The organism is Bradyrhizobium sp. ORS 278 (assembly GCF_000026145.1).
Classification (GTDB): Bacteria; Pseudomonadota; Alphaproteobacteria; order Rhizobiales; family Xanthobacteraceae; genus Bradyrhizobium.
In genome coordinates, this window is the sequence record NC_009445.1 from 874,369 (window position 1) to 894,994 (window position 20,626).

The window sequence follows — 20,626 nt, forward strand, 5'->3', positions numbered from 1 at the left end:
CCGGAGCGGCGGCGCCGGATCGGGTCAGAACCGCTTGAAGTCGTCGTCGCGGTCATCCGCGGCGTTGTCGAGGTTGAAGGCGAAACCCGAGCCGCCGGCGGCGACGCGTGCGGCGCGCGCCGGCCTTGCCTTTGGCGCGGGGGGTTGCGCGCCGCGCTCGGCGGCAGCCATGGCCGAGGCCTTCGAGCGCAACTGAACGACGGCACGCTCGATCGGCTCGTCCCGCAGCGCCGGCTCGGCCGCACCGCCGATCCGGAAGAAGGAGATCGCGCTCTGCAGCTGCTCCGCCTGCGACGCCAGCTCCTCCGATGTGGCCGACACCTGCTCCGAGGCGCTGGCGTTCTGCTGGCCGACCTGATCGAGCTGCTGGATCGCCTGGTTGATCTGCGCGGCGCCGACATCCTGTTCGCGGCAGGCCACGCTGATCTCGACGACCAGCTCCGCCGTCCGCTTGATGTCGGGCACCAGCTTGGCCAGCATCGTCCCGGCGTCCTGCGCGACCTTCAGGGTCTCGCCCGACAACTGCCCGATCTCGGTCGCGGCGGCCTGGCTGCGTTCGGCGAGCTTGCGCACCTCGGAGGCGACCACCGCGAAGCCCTTGCCGTGCTCGCCGGCGCGCGCGGCTTCGACCGCGGCGTTGAGCGCCAAGAGATCGGTCTGGCGCGCGATCTCCTGAACGATGGTGATCTTGCTGGCGATGGTCTGCATCGCCTCCACCGCGCGGCCGACGGCAGCGCCGCTGGCCTCGGCGTCCTTGGCGGACTGCGCCGCGATCTTCTCGGTCTGGTTGGCGTTCTCGGCGTTCTGCTTCACGTTCGCGGCCATCTCCTCCATCGAGGACGAGGCTTCCTCGGCCGACGAAGCCTGCTCGGTCGCGCCCTGCGACAGCTGCTCGGCGCTGGCCGACAGCTCCTGGCTGCCGGCGGAGACGTTCTGCGCCGCGGTCAGCGCCTCGCCGACGATCTGGCGCAGCTTCTCCGACATCGTATTGAGCGAGGTGACGAGATCGCCGACCTCGTCATTGCTCGAGACCTTGAGCGTCTGGCTCAGGTCGCCGCTGGCCACCGCGCCGGCCAGGCCGACCGCGCGACCGAGCGCCCGGCCGATGCTGAGCGCGATCCACAGCGCGGAGATCGTCGCGATGACGATCGATGCCGTCACCAGGCTGATCACGACCAGCTGCGCCCTGGCGCCTTCCTCCCGCGCCTGGGCCTGATGATCGGTCATCACCTTCTGCACGAAGGTCGTGTAGTCCGTGAGAGTCTGCGTGACCTCTCCGACCGCCTTCCGCACGGGCCCGGTCGACAGCTCCGTCGCCTTGGCCTTGTCCGAGGCTGCGATCTTGAGGACTTGATCCTGCTCGGCGTTCAGCCGGGTGTAGGCAGCGGACACCTTGTCGAGCAGCTTCTTGCCGGCCTCGGTCGAGGATTCGTAGAGCTCGTCCTTCGCCTTGACGAAGTTGCCGCGGATGTTTCCGATCTCGTTCGCGAAGCGGGCGGTTTCGGACTCGCTGGGGGCAAGAATGGCGTTCTTCTCGGCCCGGACCTGCAGCAGCAGCAGCTTTTCGATATTGCCGGCCTTCTCGACCCGCGATCCCGCCGCGATGATCGTGTCGGTCGTGTTCAAGGTATCGGTGAGCTTCAGATAGCCTTGCGAGCCGGCGATCATCGACAGCAGGATCGTGATGCCGAAGGCGCTTGCCAGCTTCGCCTTGATGGTGAACCGCATGTGTCCCTCTTGTGCCCCAGCCGGATCTCTAGTGAAGAATCCGTTCGATGTTCGGTACGATGACGAACTCGTCGCGCCACTTGGTGATGAAGCGGATGAATTCGGGTTTCCAGTTCACGCCGACGCGCGGCGTCTGCTGCGTGTCGGCATGTGAAATCTCGGTGACCTCGTAGACCTTGTCCGCGATCAGCCCGACCAGCACCGGGTCGCTGTCGATCTGGATCTCGATCACGACGATCCGCGTGTCGGTCGAGGCCTCCGTCGGCGGCATGCCGAAGCGGAGCCTGAGGTCCGCGAGCGGAACGATGTTGCCGCGGACGTTGATGATGCTGTGGACGAACGGCTTGGCGCCGGCCACCTTGGTCGCCGGCACGGGATCGATGATCTCGCGCACGATCGCGGCATCGAGCGCGAATTTCTCGTCGCCGAGACCGATCATGACGACCTGGGCCGACTGGCCGCCAATGGCTGCGTGCTCTGTGTGCTGGCTCATCAGGCGGCCTCGTGGAGATGTTGCTTGTCGGCATGCGCCTGCGCGAGCGCGACCAGCTGGGCGACGTCGAGGATCAGCGCCGCCGTGCCGTCACCGAGGATGGTGGCGCCGGAAAAGATCGTGACATCCGAGTGCAGCTTCGACAGCGACTTGATCACGGTCTGGTGGCTGCCGATGATCTGGTCGGCGACCAGGCCGACGCGGGTCTCGCCGGTCGAGACGATGATCGTCTTCTGATACTCGTCCGGCATGCCGTTGGCGTGCAGGATGTCGCGCAGCATCAGGTAGGGCACGAGGTCGCCGCGTATGTTGAGGAAGTTGCGGCCGCGCGCGCGCTGGTCCTCCGCGGTGAGCTCGACGCATTCCTCCACCGCCGACAGCGGAATGATGTAGCGGCCTTCGCCGACCCTGATCATCAGCCCCTCGATGATGGCGAGCGTCAGCGGCAGCCGCAGCGTGACAGTCGTGCCTTCGCCCGGCTTCGTCGCCATGTCGATCGAGCCGCGCATGTTCTCGATAGTGCGCTTGACCACATCCATGCCGACGCCGCGGCCGGACAGCGCCGAGATCGTCTGCGCGGTCGAGAAGCCCGGGTGAAACAGGAACTGGTGAATCTCGGTGTCGGACATGTCAGCGTCCGGCGCGAGCAGACCCTGCTCCTCGGCCTTGGCGCGGATGCGCGCCGTGTTGAGGCCCGCGCCATTGTCGCGCACGGTGACGAGCACCTGCGCGCCGGAATGAATCGCGTGCAGCTCGATGCGGCCCTTCTCCGTCTTGCCGGCGGCCTGACGGACCGCGGTCTGCTCGATGCCGTGGTCGATGGCGTTGCGGATGAGGTGCACCAAGGGATCGGCGAGGCATTCGATCATGGTCTTGTCGAGCTCGGTGTCCTCGCCCGAGGTGATCAGGTCCACCGGCTTCGACAATTCGAGCGACAGGTCATGGACGAGGCGGCGGAAGCGGCCGAACAGCGAGCCGATCGGCACCATGCGCGCGCCCATCGTGGTGTCGCGCAGGCTGCCGGCGAGCCGCTCGATCTCCTCGGCGACGATCTTGATGGACGGGTCGGAGCTGGCGGCCGCGAGCTGGCTCAGCCGCGCCTGGGCGATCACGAGCTCGCCGACGCGGTCCATCATCTCATCGAGGCGGCGGGCCTGCACGCGAACGGTGGCGATGGCGCGATCGTCGCCGCGCTTCGGCTCCTCGCGGCGCGGGTCCGGCGCCCGATCGGCGTCCTTGTCCTTGGCCCGTGGCGGAGCCTGCTCGGTGACGGCCACAGACGGCTCGGGTGCTTTCGGTGCAGGCGGCGCCACGGGCTCGGCGGCCACGGGCGACAGCTCCCCCCGCGTCAGCGGCGTGGCCGACAGCGTCATCTCCTCGAGGACGAACATGAAGATGTCCTCGATGACCTCGCGGCTGCATGAGCAGTGCAGCGTCACGTCCCATGTCAGGTAGCAGTCCTCCGGCTCGAGCGCGTCGAGCAGGGGCACGTCGTCGGTCAGCGCGACGGCGAAGCAGGGGCCGAGCTTGCTGAGATCGTCGAGGAAATTGAGCGGATTGGAGCCGTTTCTCAGAATGTGCGTCTCGAACGCCAGATGCAGCCGCCAGCCCGCGACGGCGTTGTCGTCGCCGGCGACTCGATCGGTTGCCGACGGCTGCAGCGGCGGCGCGTCCGTCACGGTGCTCGGCGTCACGAAGCGGCGGAGATCGTCGAGGATGCCGTCGCCAATGATGGTGTCGGTGCTGTCGGGCGAGTCGATCAGGGCGCGGATGTAGTCCTTGGCCGAGAGCGCCACGGTGATGAGCTCGCGCGTCGGCGTGATCTCGCCCTTGCGGACGCGATCGAACGCGGTCTCGAATTCATGCGTGAAGGCCGCGACCTTGTCGAAGCCGAACATCGCGCCCGATCCCTTGATGGTATGCAGGGCGCGGAACGCGCAGTCGACGAGCTCGCGATCGTCGGGCGTGTCGCAGAGGTCCAGCAGCGCGCCTTCGAGCGTCTCGAACAGCTCGGCGGCTTCCTGTCGGAACGATTCGGTCCAGTCGGGCGTGCTCATGGGCGGATCATCCGGGCGACGATCGAGATGAACGGTGCTCTGGTCCAGCCGGCTGCGCGGATCGCGGACATCACACACCGTCCGTTTTGTGCGTGAAGTGACGGTCGACGGCGGCGTCGCCGGCAAAACCCGCGCGGCGAATGGCGTTGCGCAACACCTCGGACGGGTCCGTGAGCGCGACCGCGCGTCCCTGCTCGCGTCCGGTCTTCGCCGTGGAAATCAGCAGCTGGATCGCGGTAACGTCGGCCTTGTCGACGGACGATCCGTCGATCTCGAGCGCGGCACGCTGGACGAATGCATCGCGGACCATCTCGTGGACTTCCCGGATGGCTGCAATGCTGCAATCAGCCGGTAGTTTTACGGCCTCTTTCGACTTCGGATACTCGGACACCATCACGTCTCCAACGGGAACGTCGTGGCGGGATCGTGCAGCACGGGAATTAGAGATTCGCTAAAACGCGCCGCAGTTTTCGGACAATCGACTAACTCAAATCCTGACAACGAACTAATGAGTACGATGACGTGCAGACGAAATCAGGCGGGCCCGAAAAAATACGGTGTGCCGGCGGTGGCCCCTTGCGCAACGCCGGTGAATCTACGGCGAGGGGAGGTTGTCGCCGAAGGAGCCTTGCAGCAGGCGTTCGATCAGCTGCACGAGCGCCTCTTCCCATTCCGCGGGAGAGCCGATCGTGACGCACCGCCGATAGTGCTGAGCGACGTGGTCGCCGATCCCGATCGCCGCGACCAGGATGTCGCCTTCGCGCTCTATCTCGGCGATCACGGCCCGCAGATGCTGGCTCAGATAGCCGTTGCCGTTCTCCAAGATCGTGGAATCGTCGACTGGCGCGCCGTCTGACAGGATGATGAGATATTTGCGCGGCTCGCGACGTTGTCGCAGCCGCGCTACGGCCCAGGCGACCGCCTCGCCATCGACGTTCTCCTTGAGCAGGCCCGGCCACAGCATCGGTGCACATTGCGCGGCGGTCAGCGTCTCGCCGGCGCGGCAATAGACGATGTGCAGCAGGTCGTTCAGCCGTCCCGGATAAGACGGCTGTCCGTTCTTCAGCCATTTCTCCCGGCTCCGTCCGCCCCTCCAGCGCGTGGTGGTGAAGCCGAGCACCTCCTGGGTGGCGCCGACGCGCGCCAGCAAGTCGGAGGCGACGAGGGCGGCGCGCGCAGCGTGGAGGATGGGATCTCCGCGCATCGATCCGGAATGGTCGATGAGCAACGTGACCGCGGCGTCATCCGCGCGCATCGGCGCGGACGCTGCGCATGCGTTCGCGCGCCGCGCAGCCAGCTCCTCGTCGAGCGCGAACAAGGGAGCGGGATCGAGCGGGGGATAGCGCTCAGACAAGCGCCGCTCATCATCACCGAGCGCGGCGAAGAAGCTCTCCAGGCCGTTGGCGTCGACCTCGACGTCGAACTCCCTGGTGTAGGCCTGGTAGGGACGATGGGGATCGAGCGGCACGGGCTGGCGCACCGTGCGACGGCGCCGCGGCGGAAAACCCGGCGCGAGCACCAGCGCAATCATGGCCATCAGGAAGAGCGTCAGGGCGACGTCACGCCAGGTCAAGCCGACTTCCGATCCATCTTGGCGGCACGGGCGAGGCTGGAAGCGGCTCAGCTGCAGCCGCCGCAGCCGCCACCGCCTCCGCCATCACCACCGCCGCCACAGCCGCCGCCGGTCGAGCCGCCGCCAAGCGTCTGCGATGTCGCCAGCACCGAGGCATAGGCGGTGCCGGAGAGCACGACGGCGCCGGACAGCGCCACGGCCATCAGCAGCTCGTGCTCGCGCGGGGCGCGGGCCGCGCGGGCGTGCACGGCTTTGTAGTCCTGGAGCGCAGCATGGCCGGCGCGCGTCCGTGTCGGCCGTTTCATCAGCACGAAGGTCAGGACGCAGGTCGCGACCAGCAGGATGAGAAGAAAGCCGACCGGGTGATGCCGCTCGGTGCCGACCACCACCTTGACGACGCCCAGCATGAGGAGCGCGCCGATCAGGCCAAGCGCCGCCGTGCGGAAGGTGGCGAGCTGAGCCTCGCTCGGCGCGTAGCCGAGCGACTGCAGACGCTGCCTGATGCGTTCGGCGAGCGGCCCCAGCGCGGTTTGAAACTGCTGCCGCGTCATCTCGGGCTGGAGCTTGAGTGGCGGCGGACGGTCGATCAGGGCGGCGAGCGGCGCCTGGTCGGCGATGGTGATCCTGTGATTGCGCGGCGTGAAGGTCGCGGCATTCTTGGCGGCGAGACCGAGCAGGACGGCATCTCCGAGCCGCTGTTCGCCGCCGGCGAGATAGGCGAGCTCGAGCTCGCGCAGCGCACGGATCGAGGTTGCGGGCGGGCCGATCATGCGGCGTGCGACGATGACGAGCGCGAACACGATCACGGCGCTCGCGACATAGAGTAGAAGGAATGGGCCGGCCGTCCAGTTGAACGGATTGAGCGCCATAGTCATCTCCTGAACAGCCGCCGCAGCCATGCGCTGGGCCGCGGCAGGATGAGCCAATGGGTGAGGTCGGTGACGTGATAGCGCGGGCCGGCGAAACGCAGATGTGTCGCCGGCCACAGATCGGGGCTCGGCGGCCCGAAGAAGCGTTCGTGCAGCGCCAGGGTCTCGGCATATTGCCGGCGGTAGGTCATCTGCGCCTCGGCGCCGCCGGGCGTCGGATCGTGATGCAGCGGGGCCTGCAGCCGTTCGCCGCACCAGATCGTCCAATAGTCGCGCGAGTAGATCAGGTGCTGGTGCCAGACCTCGTCGATAACCTCGCTCGGCGTCACCGGCGTGGGCGAGACCATCGCCAGGAAGCAGAAGCGGCGATACGCCTCGATCGCGGCGCGGGCCTGGTCGAGGCTCCAGCAATGATCGCGCGCCAGCCGCTGGGTGAAGTTGAACGGCGTTTCCGGCTCGAAATCATGCGCGGATATTCGGCGCCATAAATCCTGTCGCGCAGGCGTCCAGTCCGGCTCGCCGGCCTGGACATCGACCTTGAGCTGCGCGCGCTGTACCGACGGGTCTCGGAGATCGTGCACGGGAACACGATAGCATGGAAGCGGATCGCGTTCCAATGGCCATCCGGCAAGGCGACCTGTTATGCTGAATGTCAGCCTCCGAGACGCACCCTGGCCTGTGCCAATTTGCGCCACTCGGCATCGAGGCGGGCCGACAGGTTAAGCGCGGCACCGGGTGACAGCAGTCGCTCGATGGCCGGCGCCTCGATCGGATCGACCGCCGGGAGCGTGGCATAGCCGAGATTGGCGAGGCTCGCGCGCAGCGGCGGATGGGTCGAGTCCTTGTCCTCCATAGGCTCCTCCTCCATCCTCTTGGCCGCCGCGGCGGCCGGCGCATCATGGTCGCGGATGGCGACGAGATGGGTCGACATGCGCTGCAGCGGCGTGGCCGGCAGGCTGATGGCGCCGAGCAGATCGGTCTCCAAGGGCGCAAAGACAAGCTCGCGCAGCTGCGCCACGCCGCCGGCGATCAGCACGAGCGATCGCGCCATCTCGGGTGATCCCATCAGCGCCGCGGCGCGCCGGTCGGCGGCCAGCTCGTTCTGGCGCGACAGCACGAGATACTCCCGGTTGACCCATCCAAGCACGGCGCGCAGCAGAAAAGCGGCGATCCGGCCGGTGACCGTGCGATCGGGGTTCGCGTAATGGAGAACGTTCTCGCAGGCGCGCAGAAAGTCGAACAGGTTGCCGGCTCCGGTGATGTGACGCAGCTCGGCGTGGGCGACCTCATGGGCGATGGTGGCGCGGATGGCCCGCTCGTCGAGGATCATCAACAGCGGCAGCCCGACGGTCATCGTTGACATGCTGGCGGAGGATGCCGGCGAAGCCGCGCGCCTCGCTGATCGACGCATTGAATTCGGCGTCGAACCGCAGGGTCCGCCGCGGCTTGGCGAAGGCCGGATCGAGCTCCCGCCAGATCTGCCACAGCGCGGGCGCCATCGCTTCGTCCAGGACGTTGCTCCGCTCGCGCCGCGCCGGCACGAACAGGATTCAGAGCGCCAGCGCGACCGCGGCCGCGATCACGCAGAACATGATCGGCGCGGTGGCCAGCACGACCCGCGTGTCGTCGTCCAGCAGCATCAGCCAGATGAACAGCAATCCGCCGGCCAGCGCCACCACGGGCAGCACCGCGTAGCGCCCGAGCAACAGGATGGATGTCAGAACGAGGCGCTTCATTCATAGACCCTGATCGCCGCCATCCTCAGGCCGCACCAGCTTGATGTCCTGCGCGGCGGCCCAGGACCAGATGTCCTGGCGCTTCAGCGCGGTCGCCATCAGCTCGGGAAACTGATGCGGCGTGCAGGCGAATACCGGGCAGCCGAGCGAGGCGAGGATCGCGGCGTGCCTGGCGTCATAGGCCGGACGGCCGTCGTCGTTGAGCGCCAGCAGCACGATCAGGTTGACGCCTGACGACACCAGCGCCTTGGCGCGGGCCAGCATCTGCTCGGCGATGCCGCCCTCGATGAGGTCGCTGATCAGCACCATGTGGGTCCGGGTCGGCTCGCGCACCAGCTGCTCGCAATAGGCCAGCGCCTGGTTGATGTCGGTGCCTCCACCGAGCTGCACCGAGAACAGCACCTCGACGGGATCGGCGAGCTCCTCGGTGAGATCGATGATGTTGGTGTCGAACACCACGAGCCGCATCGCGATCGCCGGGATCGACGCGAGCACCGCGGCGAAGATCGAGGAATAGACCACGGACGTGCCCATCGAGCCCGACTGGTCGACGCAGAGAATGACCTCTTCCAGGTTGGTCTGCCGCGCGGCGCGGGCATGGCCGACCAGCGTCTCCGGCACGATCGTCCGATGCTCGGCCTGCCAGTGCCGCAGATTCTTTCCGATGGTGCGCGGCCAGTCGATGTCACCAGCGCGCGGTCGTCGCGTGCGGCGGCGGCGGTCGACCGCGCCGCGGATTGTCTCGGTGGTGCGCGCGTCGAGCTTCTCCATCAGCTCCTTCACCACCTTCGCCACCACCTCGCGCGCCGTGACCTTGGTCTTCTCCGGCATCACCGAGCGCAGCGCCATCAGGTCGGCGACGAGATGCACGTCGGCCTCCAGCGCGGCGAGAAACTCCGGCTGCAGCAGCATCTCCTTGAGGCCGAGCCGCTCGAACGCGTCTTTCTGGATCACCTGCACGACCGGCGCGGGAAAGAACTCCCGGATGTCGCCCAGCCAGCTCGCCACCCGCGGCGCCGAGCCGCCGAGACCGCCGCGGCGGCCGCCGCCGCGTTTGCCGCCGGAGCCTGCGTCATAGAGCCCTGCGAGCGCCGCATCGAGCCTGCGGTCGCGATCCGATAGGCCGGCCTGATCGTCGCCGCCGAGCACGAGGCGCCAGCGGCGATTGCGCTCGGCATCCGCATCACGGCTCATCGGTTGGCATCCTTCATCGGCCGGTCCGCACCCAGGATGGTCAGCAGCAGCGGCAGAGCCGCCTCGAAATCGGCGGTGCCGGTCGGCAACTGCGCGAGCGGCTGAAGTGGGGCGGTGTCGGTTGTGGTCGATACGGCGAGCGGACGCTGCCTGGCGAGTTCATCCAGCAGCCGCCGGCGCTCGCTGCGATCGAAGCTCGAAAACGCACGGCGCATCACCGGCAGCAGATTGTTGAAGGCCTCGTCATCGATCGCGGCGAGCCAGATGTCGATGATCCGGCGCAGCGCGTGGTCGTGCAGCAGCACCTGGCCGCTCTGGCCGAGAAAGCCGTCGAGCCAGTCGCCGGCCTCGAGCGTCGGCACGCTGTGAGACAAGGCGCGCGACAGCGCCAGCGCGGTCTGCTCGGGCGAGACGGTGCCGTGATCGTACAGCGCGCGGCTCGCCAGTCCCTTCAACAAGGGATGCGCCGAGCTGTCATTTGCGACATGCGCCAGCGCGCGCCGCCATCCCTCGCGCAGGCCGGCGTCCTCGATCAGCCCGATCGCCGCATCGAGCCGCGCCAGCCTGCCGCGCAGCTCGGTCGCGACGTCGGCCTGCAGGTTGCGACAGGCATAGACGAGTCCCGCACAGATCGCCTCGACCAGACTGATCACCAGCAGGCGCAGCGCCTCGGTCGGCAGCTCGCGCGCGGTGCCGTAGCGCAGGATCTCGGCGAGCGGCGGCACCGCCTCGGTCAGATCGGCGACGTCGCTGGTCGCCGCCGAGCGCTGCTGCAGCAGCGCGATCGTCGTTTCCGCGGCCTCGCTCAGGCCGGCTTCCAGGCAGCCGCGCACGATGTCGGAGACGATATTCAGCGACGTGGCCGCCTGCGCCTTCGCGACCGCGGCATTGCTCGCCGCCTGCGCCACCGTCGTGCCATGCACCAGCGCCTCGACGAGGCGGACAGAAAACTCCGGCTCCCAGCGCAGCCGCCAGTTCTCGCGAAACGTGCCGCGGCTCTGTCCCTATCCCTGCATCCGTCCCCACGGCACCTGGATAAGCGCGAGGCGATGCAGCAGCTGCGACTTCGCAAGGCCCGCGTCGCTGCGCAGGTCGAGCGCGATGTCGCTGTCGAGCGCCTCGGGCTTGAGCTTCAGCTTGCGCTGCCAGCGCGCGAGATCCGCGGCGAGCGGCATTTGCGGCACGCTGTCGTCGATCTCGCCGACACGCTGGCCGATGATGAGCTGCTGCTCGATCAGGCGAAACAGCGCCGTCTCGCCCTCGCACAGGGTGGCGAGGCTCGCCTCGCGCATCTCGGCCAAGCCCGGCAGCGCCACGTCGCGCAGCGCCGCCAGCGTGATTGCCAGCCGCGACGCCTCGATGACGGACGCCGTCGAGGCCGGCCGGCCGTTCCGCCGCAACAGCTCGGCCACCCGCGCCTGCCAGCGCGTCGTAAAAGCGGTAGAGTCGAGAGCGGCAGCCCGGTCGTGTTCGTGTTGCAGTCCTTTCCAGAGATGCGCGTACCAGCCGGGCGAGATCACGCCGGCGCCATAACCGGAGGACGCGGCGAGCCGTGTCTCGGTCCACGGCACCCAGGTGGCGGTGACCTTGATCTGTGGCAATCCCTTCAGCAGCGCCCGATCATCCTTGAGCGCCACCTTCCTGCGCAGCGCGGGCACATGCCAGGCGCCGCAAACGACGGCGACAGGGTCGTCCTGCGCGCTCAGTGCGGCCGCGATCTCCAGGCGCATATGCGCTTCCCGGCGCAGCTCGCGCTGAGCTTCGTCGGCGGGTTGATAGGGCAGCGGATCGATGGTCTCGCGCAGGGCAGCGATCGCGGCCTCCAGCGCGGCGAAGATCTCCGGACCATGCGCGCCCTGCTCGACGAGCGCATTCCACCAAGCCTCGCTGTCCTCATAGCCGGCCAGTGTGGAGAGATAGGCCAGGGGATCGCGCCGGATCCGTGCGAGCTCCGGATCGATCGTCTTGGGCTGATTAGGCGCCGCCGCGCCGGCGTCCTCGGAAGAAGCCTCGGTCTCCTCATCCTCCTTCGCCGCCTTGGCCCGTTCGGCGAGGCGATGCGATGCCGGCAGATCGATGAAGCGCACCGGTCGCTGCTTCGCCAGCGCCCAGCGGATCGCCTGCCATTCCGGCGAGAACACCGCAAACGGAAAGAAGCTTGCATTGGCGGCATCGTCCTGCGCATGCACCAGCAGCGCGATCGGCGGCACCATCGCGGGCTTCGCTGCGAAGCTGATCAGTTCGTCGGCATCGGGCGGACCCTCGATCAGCACGATCGCGGGATCGGCCGCATCCAATGCCGTGAGCACGGCGCGCGCCGAGCCCGGCCCGTGATGCCGGATCCCCAGGAGATGCAGTCGATCGGGCGATGCCGCGGCCATGTCACATCACGTCGCGGATGGCGCCGTAGAGATCGGCCCACGGCTTGCGCTCGCGCACGACCGTCTCGAGATATTCCTGCAGCACCACTCTGTCCTGCACCGGATCCTTGACGATGGCGCCGACGAGATTGGCGGCCATGCTCTGCGCATCGATCACGCCCGAGCCGAAATGACCGGCCTCCGCCCAGGCGCCGATCGTCACTGCGATGGCTTCGGCCGTCGACAGCGAGCCGGACGGGGATTTCAGCTTGAGCCGGCCGTCCAGCGTCTGGCCGTCGCGCAGCTCGCGGAACACCGTGACGATGCGCATGATCTCCTGATCGGCCGGCGCGATGGTCGGCAGCTCCAGCCCGCCGCCGATCTCGCCGACGCGCTTGGTGACGATCTTCACCTCCTCGTCGAGATCGGCCGGAAGCGGCAGCACCACGACGTTGAAGCGCCGCTTCAATGCCGACGACAAGTCGTTGACGCCCTTGTCGCGCGCGTTCGCCGTCGCGATCATGTTGAAGCCTCGCTTCGCATGAACGGAATCGTTGATCTCCGGGATCGGCATCAGCTTCTCCGACAGCACGGTGATCAGCGTGTCCTGCACGTCCGAGGGCATGCGCGTCAGCTCCTCGAAGCGCACGATCCGCCCGGCCTCCATCGCGCGCATCAGCGGCGTCGCCACCATCGCCTCGCGCGACGGGCCCTTGGCCAGCAGCAGCGCGTAGTTCCAACCGTAGCGGATCTGGTTCTCGTCGGTGCCGGCCGTGCATTGCACGATCATCTCGGACGAGCCGGAGATCGCGGCAGCGAGATGCTCGGACACCCATGATTTCGCGGTGCCGGGAACGCCGAGAATGAGCAGCGCGCGATCGGTCGCGAGCGTCGCCACCGCGGTCTCGATCAAGCGGCGGTTGCCGATATATTTCGGCGAGATCTCGACGCCCGACTTGGTGCGGCCGCCCATCAGATAGGTCACGACGGCCTGCGGCGACAGCTGCCATTGCGCCGGCCGCGTCCGCGTGTCCTCCTGGGCCAGCGCCTCGAGCTCATGGGCATGGAGCGCCTCGGCGGAGCGGCGCAGCTGGGCCTCGTTCGGGCTCGCATCGGCGGTGGTCATGGGCATACTCCCGGCATCATGTGGCGCGCTCACGCTGGCAGCGCGAGAACGAGATCGGTGAAATCCTTCGCCGCCCGCGTGGTCGACAGCGGCAGCGCGGCGAGCGAGGCGGTGAACGCTGACATCGCGGCCCGCGGCATCAGCGCGGCCATCAGCGCCAGCCGGCCGTCATCCTTCTGCGCCGCCGGCGTCGTCGCATCGGCGAGCTCCTGCACCGTCTTCTGCCAGGCAGAGGAGGCGAGCACGCGTTCGGCGATGGATGGCGCGAGCGGCTGGCGGGCCTTCGCCGCGATCGACATCAAGATGTAGCCGTTGAGCGACTCGCCGGCGCCGAGACGCGCGCCGATGATGCGGGTCACCGCGTCGTCGTCGCCCTCGGCTGCGGCGGCGTCCATCAGCAGCATGAGCACGCGATGCTCGCCCGGCGGCAGCGCCGCGATCAGGGCCTCCGCCGTCACGCCGGCGGCGTCAGCGAGCGCCGACAGCTGCAGGCCGCCGAACAGCCGCTCGCGCAGCGCGTCCGTCTGCTGCCAATTCAGCCCGTCGCTCGGCAGCTTGAAGGTCAGGGTCGAGGCCGAGCCGAGCCCGATCTTGGCCAGGAACGAGCCGGCGCGCGTGAAGCATCGCGCGGCTTCCGCAACACGGGCCCCGTGCTCGCCGCGTTCGGCGATCCGCGCCAGCAGCTGCGCGGCGAGCTGCTTGACGCTGTCGGCGCGGTCTGTGCCGAGGCTCTCCAGGAACGGCTTGTCGTCCTCGCCGAGGCCGACCGCGAGTGCATCGAGCAGCGCCGCGCGAACCGGCGCGGGCTCGGCCTTCCAGACGGATTCGATCAGCGCGCGGCCCCCGGCGGGATCGTCGCGGCGCAGCTTCGCGACGAAGCCGCGGCGCTGCGCCTTGGGGAAGGTCGTCCAGTTCTCGGCGGTGATCCGCTCGAAGAAAAGGCCTTTGGCTGCTTCCTCATCGGAGTCCGGCGCGATCAGTGCGAGGAAGGCGCGCTCGGCGAGCCCGAGATCGCCGGCCTCCGCCTTGATGTGGGATGCACAATCCGGCAGATCGAATGGATGCAACCGGTAGCCAGCGGCGTGAATACGTCGCAGCGCCAGCGGCAGGACGTTCGACGCCAGCGATTTCTCGACGCTGCGCGCCAGAGCCTTCAGCGCGCGGCGCGCGGCGTCGGGCAGGATCGGTCGCGCATCCTGGTGCAGCCGCAGCGCGGCGTCCGGAATGGGATCGATGACCGGCGCCGGCATCCCGGCAAAGCGCTGCCATTGCGCTGACAGCGCGAGCAGCGGCAACGCCGGCTCGCGATCCCGCGGCAGCTGCTCGGCGAGCGCCGGCGGCGGCCCGAGTGGCTGGCGCGTGAGGCCGAGCAGGAAGCTCTGGCGCAGCCTCGCATGGCTCTGCGGATCGATCGCGCTCGCCATCGTCAGTCCTCGTGGTGCCAGCGGCCGAGCGGCGTGTCGGCGGCGAGCACCTGTGCGGTCCGGCCGTCCCACAGACAGAGCAGCGACAAATTGTCGAGCCCGAGCAGCGGCATCAGCTGTTCGTACTGGCCGCGCTCGACGGCAATCGCTGCTCCGCTCACATCGGTGATCGCGAGTGCGCCCTTGCCGGCGGTGCGCAGCGCAACGTCGGACAGCAGCAACGGCCAGCGCTCGAGCCATGGCAGCGACGCGAGCTTTGCCGCGTAGTCCTGCAGGCCCGGCGTAAGGCCCGGCAGCGGCCGCGGCCAGGACGCAGGCGCCGCGGTCTTTCGGCTCGCCAGGAGCCCGCGCAGCGGCGCGGCCGAGGGATAGAACACGACCTCGCCCTCGATCGTCTCGCCGGGCGCGAACGGAAAGCCGGCACCGCCTCCCGAGACAGGGACGAAGTCGATCAGCACCGCCGCCCGCGGCTGGCTGATGTCGTCGCGCGCATTGACGAGCCAGGTCTCCAGGCGCCGCAGCTTGTCCGGCTGCACCTCCGACAGATTGGCGGCGACGATCCATACGCTGCTGGCGCGCGGCGCGGTGACGTCGGCCAGCAACTCCTCGCGGCGCACCGACCAGCCGACGGCGCGGCGGACATCCTCGCGCAGCGGCGCGGGCAGGCGGTCCTGATGCCGATACGCCGAGGCGATCAAGGTCATCGCGCCGAGCCGCTCGATCGCGACATCGGCGCGCCTGTCGTCACTTGCGCGAAACAGCTCGGTGCCGAGTTGATCGAGCCGCGCGGCCAGCCCGCCGGCCTTGGCGTCGACGAGCCGCGTCGACAGCGTGCGTGCAGCGGCCGCGGCGCGCGTCGCGAAATCGGCGAGCCCCTGGTTCAACTGGTCCGTGATCCAGCGGTCGAGCTCGACGAGGCCGGCGAGGATCGCTGTCTCGCGCTCGGCCTTGATGCGCTCGCGCTGCGCCTCCGCGCGTGCGGCCGCCTTCGGATCGACCGGTGCCGGCGCTGCGGCGTCGGCCAGGGCCGCATCGAGCGACGGCGCCGCGCTCGCCTCCTCGCCGTCGGGCTTCGGCCTGCCGGGCGGGCGTCCGCTGCTGCCGCGACGGCGCGCGCTCCAGTCCTCGACCCATTGCGGCGGGCTCGCGCTCTCGAACCGCTCCGGCTTGTCGACGCGCAGCCACAACACCGCGAGCACGTGCTTGCAGGGAAATTTGCGGCTTGGACAGGTGCATTTGTAGCCGCCGCCATCGGCAGCTGTCACGACGCGATACGGCGTCGCGCCGGAGCCCTGGCATTCGCCCCACAGCACCTCGGCGTCGGTGCTCGCCGCCAGCACCGGCCAGCTCGCGGGCTTGACCAGCTTCAGCGCCGCGCCGAGCGAGGCCTGATCGGGCGCCAGCCCTTCGATCCGTTCGCGTGTCAGAGACACCCACACTCCCACGGCTGATCGCGCGATGCGCATTCCCTAGCAGATGGCAGCCGAGCCGCACAACAATTCAGACGCGACGACAACCGGCGTCACAGCGCGTCGTCCGCTCTCGCTCCGGAGGCCATTGCAACGTGTCTGAAGTGGCCGTTCGCGCCGTCAGGGCGTCGCCATCCACGCCACGACTCTGCGGGTGCAGCCGGCGCGTCCGAGCAGCCGTGATTGCACCACGAATTCGCGCCGGACGGCGTGGCCCGCGCGAGCCGCGGCCTGCTCCGCGCCCGCGATGCAATCCGGCTGGTCGCGGAAGCAAAGCGAAATCCAACCGCGTTCCTCAGATGCGGTGCTGACGCCGGTGGATGCGGCTGATGGCGGCAGTCCGTAGGCGGGATGGTCTGCGCTGTAGAAAGCGGTCGCGAGTGCGAGGCTTTCCGTGCCGCCGACATGGCGGAGCGGTCGCCCGGTCCAGTCCCGCCATTGCCGCGTCGCCTCGTTTGCGACCTGCCGATAGTAGGTGCGCCCCTCTTCATAGCCATGCGCGTTGCCGTAGAGCGCATGCACCGGTGCCGCGACGACGGTCGCCACGACGGCGATGCCGGCGGTGAGCACCGTGATGTTGACGGTGTGGAAGCGCTCGATCGGATAGCTCGCGCCGCACACGATCACCACGACGAACAGGAACAGGCCCTGGAGCGCCCATAGCGAGGGCAGGTCGGTCCCCATGATCAGCGCGTTGGCCACCGGCAGGCTGATGCTGCCGATGCCGATATAGGCCAGCAGTCGCAGACCGTCATTCAGTTCGGCCATGTCGGAGCCGAAGCTCCTCAGCCGCGGTCCGGTGACGATGACCCAGGTCAGCGCCGCTCCCGCCATCGCGGCCAGCAGGCCGAGCACGAAGGAGAGCGAATCGTGCAGCGACGTCGCCAGGTCCGACTGCGCATGCGTCAGCGCGTGCTGGATGGGCGCAGCGTCATGGACGATGAGCCAGTCGAGATGCATCGACAGCAAGGCGAAGCCAGCGGCGGTCGAGATCCACGGTGAGGCGGACGCGAAGTAGGCGCGGCGCTGCGGATGGGCCGCGGCGGCCAGAGCGAAGCTCATCAGAAGGAAGATCGAATAATATTTGCCCAGCACCGTGATCGCGGCGGTGACGCCGGCCGCGACCGACCAGAGCATCGTCCGGCTCTCGAAGGCGCGCAGGAAGCAGTAGGTCGCCAGCGGCCAGGTTGCCAGCTGCACCGAGTTGGCATTGAAGCGCTGTGCGTGAAATTGATAGGCCGGCGTCAGCATCAGCAGAAGCAGCACGATGACTCGTTTGTCGCCGGTCGTGAAGCGCCGCGTCACCAAGTCGACGCACCACAGCGCCAGCGCGGCGTTGGTCATGGCCATCAGGTGAAACGACCAGTCGGTTGCCGGCAGCACGGTCGACCAGGCGCCGGCGATCCAGCCCATCAGGGGCGGATGCTTGGCGTACCCCCAGCCGAACTGCCGGCCGAAGCTCCAGGTCTCCAGCACGTCGGGATGCAACCCGGCGCCGGCATAGGCAATGCAGAGATAGATCGTCCAGACGGTGACGAATCCCGCCAGCAGCAGCGGGATCGCCCAGCCGGGCCGAATGCCGTCCAGCCAGCGCAGGAACGGCCGGCGCCACGCCGCCGGATCGTTGTCCGACCGGGCGGCGATAGCCGAAAACCCGAACTCGCGGACCATGGCGGCGCTTTTCAAGAGAAGCGGGCCGGTGCCGGCGCGCAGCGCTGTGTCCGATCCATCATCTGCAGCCCTCATACCCGTGTGGTTTCGGCAATCATTGAGAACGTGGTTCTCCGCCACGGGGATTACGCCACGCTCACATTTTGAAATCGTGCCCGCCGATCAGGCGGCAAGGGATGTCATACGATCGCAATCGCGCTGCTGAACACGCGCGGTGCCGACAATCAATGGTGGCTGTATCAGCAGGCATGATGCCCGATCAGGAGAGGGAGGATTGCCCGTCGATCGCGGCAACGAGCGATTGAGGTCCATCAAAGCCGCAGTTCAGCGAAATGCAAATAGAATACCACAACGAGACACAGCTATTCGAAGGTAATAGGACGCCGTCGATGTCGTCCTATTGTCATCTCGCCGCATTGATAGAGACGCCACGCGTAGATGTCGCCGGAGGGTGGCGAGCGGGACCAGGTGCCGAGGACGATCCCTCGCCAAGGCCCCTGGCCGCGGACGCGCTTGCCGCGCGACCGGGCTCGAGCGTGGGATGCGACGAGCGTCAGCGCGCTTCCTTGCTCCGCTGCCATTTCAGGAAGTCGCTGTAGAGCCGGGCCGCCTCGTCCGGCGACATTCGCGCCTGCGCCTTGCGCTCGTCGAGGAATTTGCGGAATTCGGCCGGATTGCCGTCGGAAGCCGGCGATTGCACCGCCCGCGCGCCGTCGAGCCAATCCTGCGCCGCCTTGAAGCGGATCATGCCCTGCACCGGCGCCGACAGCACGGTGTCGCGCCATTTCGGATGCCGCGGCGGCGACTGCAGCACCTGGATCTTGCCGAACAGCGCGTCGACGAACCGCGCCGTGCGGCGATAGCGCTCGCTGTTCTCCGGCCAGTTGTAGACCATCAGCACCGTGGAAGCCGCGACCGCGTCCACCTTGGTGCCCGCCGGCACCAGGTTGGGATATTCCTCCGACGAGAATGTCGTCGGCAGATAGATGTCCTGCAGCACGCGGTCATACGGGACCGGCAGGAGATGCAGCCGGCCGCCCTCGTTCTTGATGCCCTTGATGATCGGCGCATCCTTCGACACCGAGGCGATCCAGGCATCGCCCTGGCCATCGATCAGCTTCTGCAGGCCCCCGGTCGGATCGGTCACCGAATCGATATCGGCGCGAATGCCCAGCCTGCGGAAAATCGTGTTCGCGGCCGGCAGGCCGATCGACCGCTCGGCGAACACGCGCTTGCCGTTGAGATCCTCGAGCGAGCGGATCTCGCGCCGCGCGATGATGTGAACGTCGTTGTGGAACAGCTTCGCGATGTAGCGCACGCGCTGGGCAATGTCCGGAATGTTGTATTCCGTCTTGACGAATTCCAGCGCGTCGGTCGCGACGAAGCCCATGTCGATGTTCTTCAACATGATGATGTCGACGAGGTTCTGCGCCGAGCCCTTGCCAAGGATCGGCAGCACGCGCAGGTTCTCGCCGTCGTCGAGCACCGCGGCCATGTCGGAGCCCATCACCGACATCGGGCCGCCGATCGGCGCCGTGATGACGGTCACGGTGCCGGAGTTCAGCGATTCGCGGTCCGGCAGATCGCCGACCTTGGCGGTGCCGGCGGCTGGACGCGCCTGCTGCTGGGCTTGGGCACTGCCGCCGGCCAGTGACACGGCCGCCAGCATGATTGTCGAAACGAGTGCGCAAATCCGACCACGCGACACACGAACCCCCGAACGCTTCCTTGAGTCTTTCTAATTTGGCAGTGCACTTAGCATTTCGATCCGGGCCGAATTTTGTTCTTCACGTGATGATGCACAAGCCGCTGCAAATTAGCCCTAACAGTTCCATGTCTCCGCTGAAATTCATCCGTGCGATGACGCGTGTGCGATCCGCGCCCTGCGTCAACGCGCCGCGCACACGCCGGGCGAACTAACAACTCAAGCGCTTGCGGCGTCGAGCCGCGCAACCTGATCGGGCGTCAGCGTCAGCTGCGTCGCCGCCACCAGGGTATCGACATGCTCCGGCTTGGTCGCGCTCGCGATCGGCGCCGTCACCGAGGGCTTGGCGAGCAGCCAGGCCAGCGCGATCGAGGCCAGTTGCGCGCCGGTTGCCTCCGCCACCTCGTCCAGAGCCGCAAGAATGCGCATGCCGCGTTCGTTCATGTATTTCGGAATGCCGCGCTGGCCGCGCGGGCTCTTGCCGTAATCCGCCTCGGAGCGGTACTTGCCGGTGAGGAAGCCGGCGGCGAGTGAGAAGAAGGTGATGACGCCGACTTGGTTCTGCTCGCAGACGCGCTGCAGCGCACCTTCATAGACCGAACGCTCGGCCAGGCTGTAGTCCGGCTGCAGGCTCTCATAGCGCGGCAGGCTGTTGGCCTTGGCGATGTCGAGCGCGGCCTGCAGCCGTTCGGCGGAGAAGTTCGAGGCGCCGATCACGCGCACCTTGCCGGCCTTGATGAGCTTGTCATACGCGGCGAGCGTCTCCTCCTGCGGCGTCGCCTCGTCGTCCTTGTGCGATTGGTAGAGATCGATCACGTCGGTCTGCAGCCGGCGCAAGCTGTCCTCGACCGCGCGCGCGATGTAATCGGCTTTCAGCCCGACCTTGCCGTCGCCCATGTCCATGCCGACCTTGGTGGCCAGGATGATCTTGTCCCGGTTACCGCGCTGCTTCATCCATTTGCCGATGATGGTCTCGGACTCGCCGCCGGTGTGACCGGGCACCCAGCGCGAATAGACGTCGGCGGTGTCGAGGAAAACGAGGCCGGCGTCCTCCACCTTGTCGAGTAGGCGGAACGAGGCCGTCTCGTCCACCGTCCAGCCGAACACGTTGCAGCCGAAGCAGAGGGGCGGAACATTCAGGCCGGAACGGCCGAGCTGACGATGCTTCATGACGATCTCTCGATTCGGACGGGCTGATAAAATCTTTGGCTGGATGTGTGG

17 protein-coding genes and 1 pseudogene are annotated in these 20,626 nt (G+C 67.8%); all 18 read right to left on the reverse strand.

Annotation, left to right across the window (positions count from 1 at the left end; translation table 11 throughout):
- Positions 1 to 24 precede the first annotated feature (24 nt).
- A complete protein-coding gene (locus tag BRADO_RS03840; protein ID WP_011923997.1) occupies positions 25 to 1,728 on the reverse strand; it encodes a methyl-accepting chemotaxis protein in 1,704 nt (567 codons plus the stop codon).
- Between the two features lie 28 nt (positions 1,729 to 1,756).
- On the reverse strand, positions 1,757 to 2,221 hold the full coding sequence (locus BRADO_RS03845; RefSeq protein WP_011923998.1) for a chemotaxis protein CheW: 465 nt from the start codon (positions 2,219 to 2,221) through the stop codon (positions 1,757 to 1,759).
- The gene (locus tag BRADO_RS03850; RefSeq protein WP_011923999.1) at positions 2,221 to 4,278 is read right to left on the reverse strand and encodes a chemotaxis protein CheA; all 2,058 of its coding nucleotides are present in this window, start codon (positions 4,276 to 4,278) and stop codon (positions 2,221 to 2,223) included. The genes BRADO_RS03845 and BRADO_RS03850 overlap by 1 nt, the downstream gene beginning before the upstream one ends.
- A gap of 70 nt (positions 4,279 to 4,348) precedes the next feature.
- Positions 4,349 to 4,672 carry a lipid asymmetry maintenance protein MlaB gene (locus BRADO_RS03855; protein ID WP_011924000.1) on the reverse strand — a complete coding sequence of 108 codons (324 nt, stop codon included), beginning with the start codon at positions 4,670 to 4,672 and terminating at the stop codon, positions 4,349 to 4,351.
- A 201-nt stretch (positions 4,673 to 4,873) separates the two neighbouring features.
- On the reverse strand, positions 4,874 to 5,851 hold the full coding sequence (locus tag BRADO_RS03860; protein WP_011924001.1) for a cobalamin biosynthesis protein CobT: 978 nt from the start codon (positions 5,849 to 5,851) through the stop codon (positions 4,874 to 4,876).
- A gap of 47 nt (positions 5,852 to 5,898) precedes the next feature.
- On the reverse strand, positions 5,899 to 6,720 hold the full coding sequence (locus BRADO_RS03865) for a TIGR04222 domain-containing membrane protein (RefSeq protein WP_157872510.1): 822 nt from the start codon (positions 6,718 to 6,720) through the stop codon (positions 5,899 to 5,901).
- 2 nt (positions 6,721 to 6,722) lie between these two features.
- The gene (locus tag BRADO_RS03870; RefSeq protein ID WP_011924003.1) at positions 6,723 to 7,301 is read right to left on the reverse strand and encodes a hypothetical protein; all 579 of its coding nucleotides are present in this window, start codon (positions 7,299 to 7,301) and stop codon (positions 6,723 to 6,725) included.
- A gap of 71 nt (positions 7,302 to 7,372) precedes the next feature.
- Positions 7,373 to 8,074, reverse strand: a complete 702-nt coding sequence (locus BRADO_RS03875; RefSeq protein WP_244422963.1) for a M48 family metalloprotease — start codon at positions 8,072 to 8,074, stop codon at positions 7,373 to 7,375.
- Positions 8,007 to 8,219 carry a hypothetical protein gene (locus tag BRADO_RS35290; protein WP_162093049.1) on the reverse strand — a complete coding sequence of 71 codons (213 nt, stop codon included), beginning with the start codon at positions 8,217 to 8,219 and terminating at the stop codon, positions 8,007 to 8,009. The genes BRADO_RS03875 and BRADO_RS35290 overlap by 68 nt, the downstream gene beginning before the upstream one ends.
- 51 nt (positions 8,220 to 8,270) lie before the next feature.
- On the reverse strand, positions 8,271 to 8,456 hold the full coding sequence (locus BRADO_RS03885) for a hypothetical protein (protein ID WP_011924006.1): 186 nt from the start codon (positions 8,454 to 8,456) through the stop codon (positions 8,271 to 8,273).
- A complete protein-coding gene (locus tag BRADO_RS03890; RefSeq protein ID WP_011924007.1) occupies positions 8,457 to 9,650 on the reverse strand; it encodes a VWA domain-containing protein in 1,194 nt (397 codons plus the stop codon).
- Positions 9,647 to 12,031 (reverse strand): annotated as a pseudogene (locus BRADO_RS03895) (DUF5682 family protein). The gene BRADO_RS03890 and the pseudogene BRADO_RS03895 overlap by 4 nt, the downstream one beginning before the upstream one ends.
- Before the next feature lies 1 nt (position 12,032).
- Positions 12,033 to 13,136 (reverse strand): AAA family ATPase, encoded by a 1,104-nt coding sequence (locus BRADO_RS03900; protein WP_041756075.1) that lies wholly within the window; start codon positions 13,134 to 13,136, stop codon positions 12,033 to 12,035.
- A 29-nt stretch (positions 13,137 to 13,165) separates the two neighbouring features.
- Positions 13,166 to 14,560, reverse strand: a complete 1,395-nt coding sequence (locus tag BRADO_RS03905) for a DUF5691 domain-containing protein (protein WP_011924011.1) — start codon at positions 14,558 to 14,560, stop codon at positions 13,166 to 13,168.
- A 2-nt stretch (positions 14,561 to 14,562) separates the two neighbouring features.
- On the reverse strand, positions 14,563 to 15,993 hold the full coding sequence (locus BRADO_RS03910; RefSeq protein ID WP_041757301.1) for an SWIM zinc finger family protein: 1,431 nt from the start codon (positions 15,991 to 15,993) through the stop codon (positions 14,563 to 14,565).
- A gap of 156 nt (positions 15,994 to 16,149) precedes the next feature.
- Positions 16,150 to 17,700, reverse strand: coding sequence for a glycosyltransferase family 39 protein (locus BRADO_RS03915; RefSeq protein ID WP_041757302.1), 1,551 nt, complete (start codon positions 17,698 to 17,700; stop codon positions 16,150 to 16,152).
- A 553-nt stretch (positions 17,701 to 18,253) separates the two neighbouring features.
- Positions 18,254 to 19,369: a TAXI family TRAP transporter solute-binding subunit gene (locus BRADO_RS03920; protein ID WP_050780950.1), complete on the reverse strand. Its 1,116-nt coding sequence runs from the start codon at positions 19,367 to 19,369 to the stop codon at positions 18,254 to 18,256.
- Positions 19,370 to 19,624: 255 nt separating this feature from the next.
- The gene (locus tag BRADO_RS03925; RefSeq protein ID WP_011924015.1) at positions 19,625 to 20,575 is read right to left on the reverse strand and encodes an aldo/keto reductase; all 951 of its coding nucleotides are present in this window, start codon (positions 20,573 to 20,575) and stop codon (positions 19,625 to 19,627) included.
- Positions 20,576 to 20,626: the final 51 nt, after the last annotated feature.

Coding starts and splice junctions, on each gene's coding strand:
- BRADO_RS03890 (WP_011924007.1), bottom strand. CDS start 9,650: ATGAGCCGTGATGCGGATGCCGAGCGCAATCGCCGCTGGCGCCTCGTG.
- BRADO_RS03915 (WP_041757302.1), bottom strand. CDS start 17,700: ATGGTCCGCGAGTTCGGGTTTTCGGCTATCGCCGCCCGGTCGGACAAC.
- BRADO_RS35290 (WP_162093049.1), bottom strand. CDS start 8,219: ATGGCGCCCGCGCTGTGGCAGATCTGGCGGGAGCTCGATCCGGCCTTC.
- BRADO_RS03900 (WP_041756075.1), bottom strand. CDS start 13,136: ATGACCACCGCCGATGCGAGCCCGAACGAGGCCCAGCTGCGCCGCTCC.
- BRADO_RS03875 (WP_244422963.1), bottom strand. CDS start 8,074: ATGACCGTCGGGCTGCCGCTGTTGATGATCCTCGACGAGCGGGCCATC.
- BRADO_RS03920 (WP_050780950.1), bottom strand. CDS start 19,369: ATGCTGGCGGCCGTGTCACTGGCCGGCGGCAGTGCCCAAGCCCAGCAG.
- BRADO_RS03925 (WP_011924015.1), bottom strand. CDS start 20,575: ATGAAGCATCGTCAGCTCGGCCGTTCCGGCCTGAATGTTCCGCCCCTC.
- BRADO_RS03845 (WP_011923998.1), bottom strand. CDS start 2,221: ATGAGCCAGCACACAGAGCACGCAGCCATTGGCGGCCAGTCGGCCCAG.
- BRADO_RS03840 (WP_011923997.1), bottom strand. CDS start 1,728: ATGCGGTTCACCATCAAGGCGAAGCTGGCAAGCGCCTTCGGCATCACG.
- BRADO_RS03850 (WP_011923999.1), bottom strand. CDS start 4,278: ATGAGCACGCCCGACTGGACCGAATCGTTCCGACAGGAAGCCGCCGAG.
- BRADO_RS03885 (WP_011924006.1), bottom strand. CDS start 8,456: ATGAAGCGCCTCGTTCTGACATCCATCCTGTTGCTCGGGCGCTACGCG.
- BRADO_RS03855 (WP_011924000.1), bottom strand. CDS start 4,672: ATGGTGTCCGAGTATCCGAAGTCGAAAGAGGCCGTAAAACTACCGGCT.
- BRADO_RS03865 (WP_157872510.1), bottom strand. CDS start 6,720: ATGGCGCTCAATCCGTTCAACTGGACGGCCGGCCCATTCCTTCTACTC.
- BRADO_RS03905 (WP_011924011.1), bottom strand. CDS start 14,560: ATGGCGAGCGCGATCGATCCGCAGAGCCATGCGAGGCTGCGCCAGAGC.